Source organism: Promicromonospora citrea (genome assembly GCF_013004695.1).
GTDB lineage: Bacteria > Actinomycetota > Actinomycetes > Actinomycetales > Cellulomonadaceae > Promicromonospora > Promicromonospora citrea.
Genome location: NZ_JABEMG010000236.1, coordinates 1 through 3599, shown reverse-complemented (window position 1 = coordinate 3599; position 3599 = coordinate 1). Strand labels below are relative to the sequence as shown.

At 73.9% G+C, this 3599-nt stretch carries 5 protein-coding genes; 3 read left to right on the top strand and 2 right to left on the bottom strand.

What is annotated here, in order from left to right; translation table 11 throughout:
- On the top strand, positions 1-1173 hold a 1173-nt coding region (locus tag HLB15_RS22975; protein WP_171109015.1), incomplete at its 5' end, for a serine hydrolase domain-containing protein.
- 9 nt (positions 1174-1182) lie between these two features.
- Here HLB15_RS22975 and HLB15_RS22970 read toward each other — a convergent pair.
- Positions 1183-1329, bottom strand: coding sequence for a hypothetical protein (locus HLB15_RS22970; RefSeq protein WP_189086952.1), 147 nt, complete (start codon positions 1327-1329; stop codon positions 1183-1185).
- 97 nt (positions 1330-1426) lie between these two features.
- On the opposite strand from HLB15_RS22970, the gene HLB15_RS22965 reads away from it, so the two are divergent.
- Positions 1427-2032 (top strand): nitroreductase family protein, encoded by a 606-nt coding sequence (locus HLB15_RS22965; RefSeq protein WP_171109013.1) that lies wholly within the window; start codon positions 1427-1429, stop codon positions 2030-2032.
- Positions 2033-2036: 4 nt separating this feature from the next.
- Here the strand turns inward: HLB15_RS22965 and HLB15_RS22960 are convergent, their stop codons facing one another.
- Positions 2037-3020, bottom strand: coding sequence for an aldo/keto reductase (locus HLB15_RS22960; RefSeq protein ID WP_171109011.1), 984 nt, complete (start codon positions 3018-3020; stop codon positions 2037-2039).
- A gap of 93 nt (positions 3021-3113) precedes the next feature.
- Here HLB15_RS22960 and HLB15_RS22955 point away from each other — a divergent pair.
- Positions 3114-3599, top strand: a 486-nt coding sequence (locus HLB15_RS22955) for a GntR family transcriptional regulator (RefSeq protein ID WP_171109009.1), incomplete at its 3' end; no start/stop codon positions are given.

Below are 3599 nucleotides of genomic sequence, written 5' to 3'. Positions count from 1 at the left end.
CTCGACGCGCCCGAGACGCTGTCGGCCACGGTGGCCGAGGCCGCCCGGGCCGCGCAGCAGGACCTCGCCCGCAGCCGCGCCCTCGTCCACCGGGGCGACCGGCCGGGCGGCCCCGAGCTCGACGCCGCGGTCCGTGACCTCGTGGCGGACGGCGCGATCGCCGTCACGGCACGCGTCGAGACGCCGTCGGGCACGTGGAGCCGCGCCGCGGGGACGCGTGAGCGCGAGGGCCGCGCACCGGCCCACCCGCACGACCGGTTCCGGGTGGCGAGCAACACCAAGCCGATGATCGCGACGCTGGTCATGCAGGAGGTCGAGAAGGGCACCTGGACGCTCGACACCCTGGTCGAGGACGTGCTGCCGGGCGTCATGCCTGCCGGTGTGACCATCGAGCAGCTGCTCAGCCACCGGTCCGGCGCGCCCACCGCGACCGACTGGATCCTGGCCTCCCGGGTCAGCGACCCGAGCTCGTTCGACGAGGTGTTCGCGGCGATGGGCCAGGAGGTCACCGAGGCCGACCACATCGAGGCGCTGCGGTCGGCGCCGTGGATGAACGAGCCGGGGGAGGACTTCTCCTACTCCAACGCGGGCTACGTGGTGCTCGGCATGATGCTGGAAGAGGTCACCGGGCGCAGCGTCGAGAGCCTGCTCGAGCGGCGCGTGTTCGCCCCGGCGGGCATGCGGCACAGCGACTACCCGGACGACCCGGGAGTGCGCGGCCCGTTCCTGCACGAGTCGGCGTACACGGGCCCCGAGGGGGCGGGCTGGTACGACCTCGACCACTGGGACCCGAGCCTGTTCGCCGCCGCCGGTGCGGTCACGAGCACCACGGAGGACCTCGCGGACTTCACCCAGGCGCTGCTGACCGGGCGGCTCGTGGACGAGGACGCCGTCGCGGACATGCTGGATCCGCGGACCGTGGGCCAGGAGCTGTTCCCGGACTACGGCCTCGGCGTGTACCGCGTCCCGGACCCGTGCGAGCCGGGTGCGTGGCTGTACGGGCACGACGGCGCCTCGTACGGCACGCAGTCGATCAACCTCGCCTCGCCGGACGGCGAGCGGCAGATCACCATCGGCATCACGGGCCGCGACCTGGTCTACCCGTACGCCACCGACGAGCCGCTGTACGACCCGACGAACCTGATGGTGCTGATGATGCAGGAGACGTGCTGAGGCCTCGCGTCACTCCAGCCACTCGGTCTCGAACCGGTCGTGTCCGATCCCGTCCTGCTCCACCCGCTCGAAGATCACCGAGACCTCCGAGCCGTGGAGGTATCCCTCGAAGTTGCCGTGCGGCAGCGCGGCCTGCTCGATCGCCAGAAGACTCATGCGCCCACGCTCCCGCCCCCGCGCCGCCGCCACAACCTCGTTCGTGCCACGCCGAACGTCGGGTTCGGCGGCGGCGCGCGGCGGGCAGAATGTGCGCATGGAGTTCCAGGAGGTCGTGCGCAGGCGGCGGATGCATCGGCGGTTCACCGGGGAGGCCGTGCCGCCCGAGGCCGTCGACCGGATCACGCGCAACGCCGTGCGTGCGCCCAGCGCCGGGTTCAGCCAGGGCTGGGCGTTCGTCGTGCTGGAGGATGCCGCGGACCGGGACCGGTTCTGGGCGGCCTCGTCGCCCGAGACCTCCGAGCGCGACCTGTCCGAGTGGATCGCCGGCATGCGCACGGCGCCCGTCCTGATCGTCGCGCTCGCGTCGAAGGCGGCCTACCTGCGGCGCTACGCCGAGAAGGACAAGGGCTGGGAGGATCTCGACGAGGCCCGCTGGCCCGTCCCGTTCTGGCACGTGGACGTCGGCATGGCGTCGCTGCTCATGCTGCAGACCGCCGTCGACGAGGGCCTGGGGGCCTGCTTCTTCGGTGTGGCGCCCACGGAGGTACCGGCCGTGCGGGCCGAGCTCGGGATCCCGGACGAGTACGAGATCACGGGTGTCGTCGCCGTGGGGCACCCGGCCGAGGGCGGTGCCACGGGCTCGCCCACCCGCCGGCGGCGCAAGCCTCTCGAGGAGGTCGTGCGCCGCGGCGGGTGGTGAGCCGTCACACCGCGTCGAGCCGCGCGCGCACGTCGTCGTCCAGCACGAGGTCCAGCGCGCCGAGCGCCTCGTCGAGCTGCGCGACGCTGCTCGCCCCGAACACGGGGACCACGGGGTGCTCCCCGCCCAGGAGCCACGCGAGCGCGACCTGGTTCGGCGTCGCGCCGAGCTCGGCCGCCACGGTGCGCAGCACGGCGACCCGCTCGCGCGAGCCCGCGTGGTCCGCGCCGTCGTAGAACGGCTTGTCGTCGCGGACGAACACGCCCTGGTGCAGCGGCGAGTACGCCAGCACGGTCAGGCCCGGTCGGCCGTCGGCGCCCGTCGAGGCCGCGTAGTCGAGCAGCTCCGGCGTCGCCCAGTTGGTGCGGACCGGCTGCGGGCGCGGGTAGACGTAGCTGTGGCACTGCTGCACCGCGCCGTAGGGGGCGACGCCCAGCCGGGCGGCCGTCTCCCGCGCCTCGACGAGCCGCCACAGGGCGACGTTCGAGATGCCGGGGATGCCGACGACGCCCTCGTCGACGAGCTTGCCGAAGGCGCCGACGGTCTCCTCGAGCGGCGTCTCGCGGTCGTCGACGTGCCCGTAGAGCAGGTCGATGCGGTCGGTGCCCAGGTGGCGCAGGCTCTCGCGCGCCTCGCGGTCGACGGTGGCCGCCGCGAGGCCCTGGTAGTTGGTCGGCGGGGTGGTCGAGAGCGGCAGGGCGGGATCCTTCTTCGCCGCGCCGAGCTTGGTCGCGATCCGCAGCTCGTCACGGTTGCCCCGCGCGGCGAGCCACCGGCCGATGACGTCCTCCGAGTCGCGGCCGTAGCCGCCCACCCAGGCGTTGTAGTTGTTGGCCGTGTCGATGAACGTGCCGCCGGCCTCGACGAAGCGGTCGAGGATCGCGAACGAGGTCTCCTCGTCCGTGCGCGTCCCCATGAACATCGTGCCGAGGCACAGCGCGGACACCTCGAACGACGTGTGCCCGTTGTCCAGCGTGCGGTACTGCATGGTCGTCTCCTCCGAACCGGTGCGGCGGGTGTCTCCCGTGCCCGGCACCCACCACGGTAGGGAGAGATCGGTCTGGTGCTACGGTCCAATGTCGTGCCGTCGGACCAGACCAATTCGTCGCCCGCCGCCGAGGTGCTCGTCGCGCTCGCTCCGGGACCGGGCACGCTGCGGCACCGCCTCGAGGACGCGCTGCTCGAGGCCGTCGCGTCCGGCCGGCTGGCACCCGGGACCGCCCTGCCGCCCAGCCGCACGCTGGCCGAGTCCCTCGGCATCTCGCGCTGGGTCGTCACCGAGACCTACGGGCACCTCGTGGGCAAGGGGGTCCTCGAGGCGCGCACCGGGTCGGCGACGCGGGTGGCGGCGACGGCGGACGGCGGCACGGCGGACGGGTCCGTGGGGTCGGAACGCCGCGAACGGACCACGGTCCGTTCGGCGGCGGACGGTGGGCCGCACGAGCCCGCGCCCGAGCGCGCGCCCTCGCGGGCGACCTACGACCTCGCCCCCGGCGTGCCCGACCTGCGGCACGTGCCTCGCGAGGCGTGGGCGCGCGCCGTCCGCGAGGCGCTCGCGGTGGCGGCC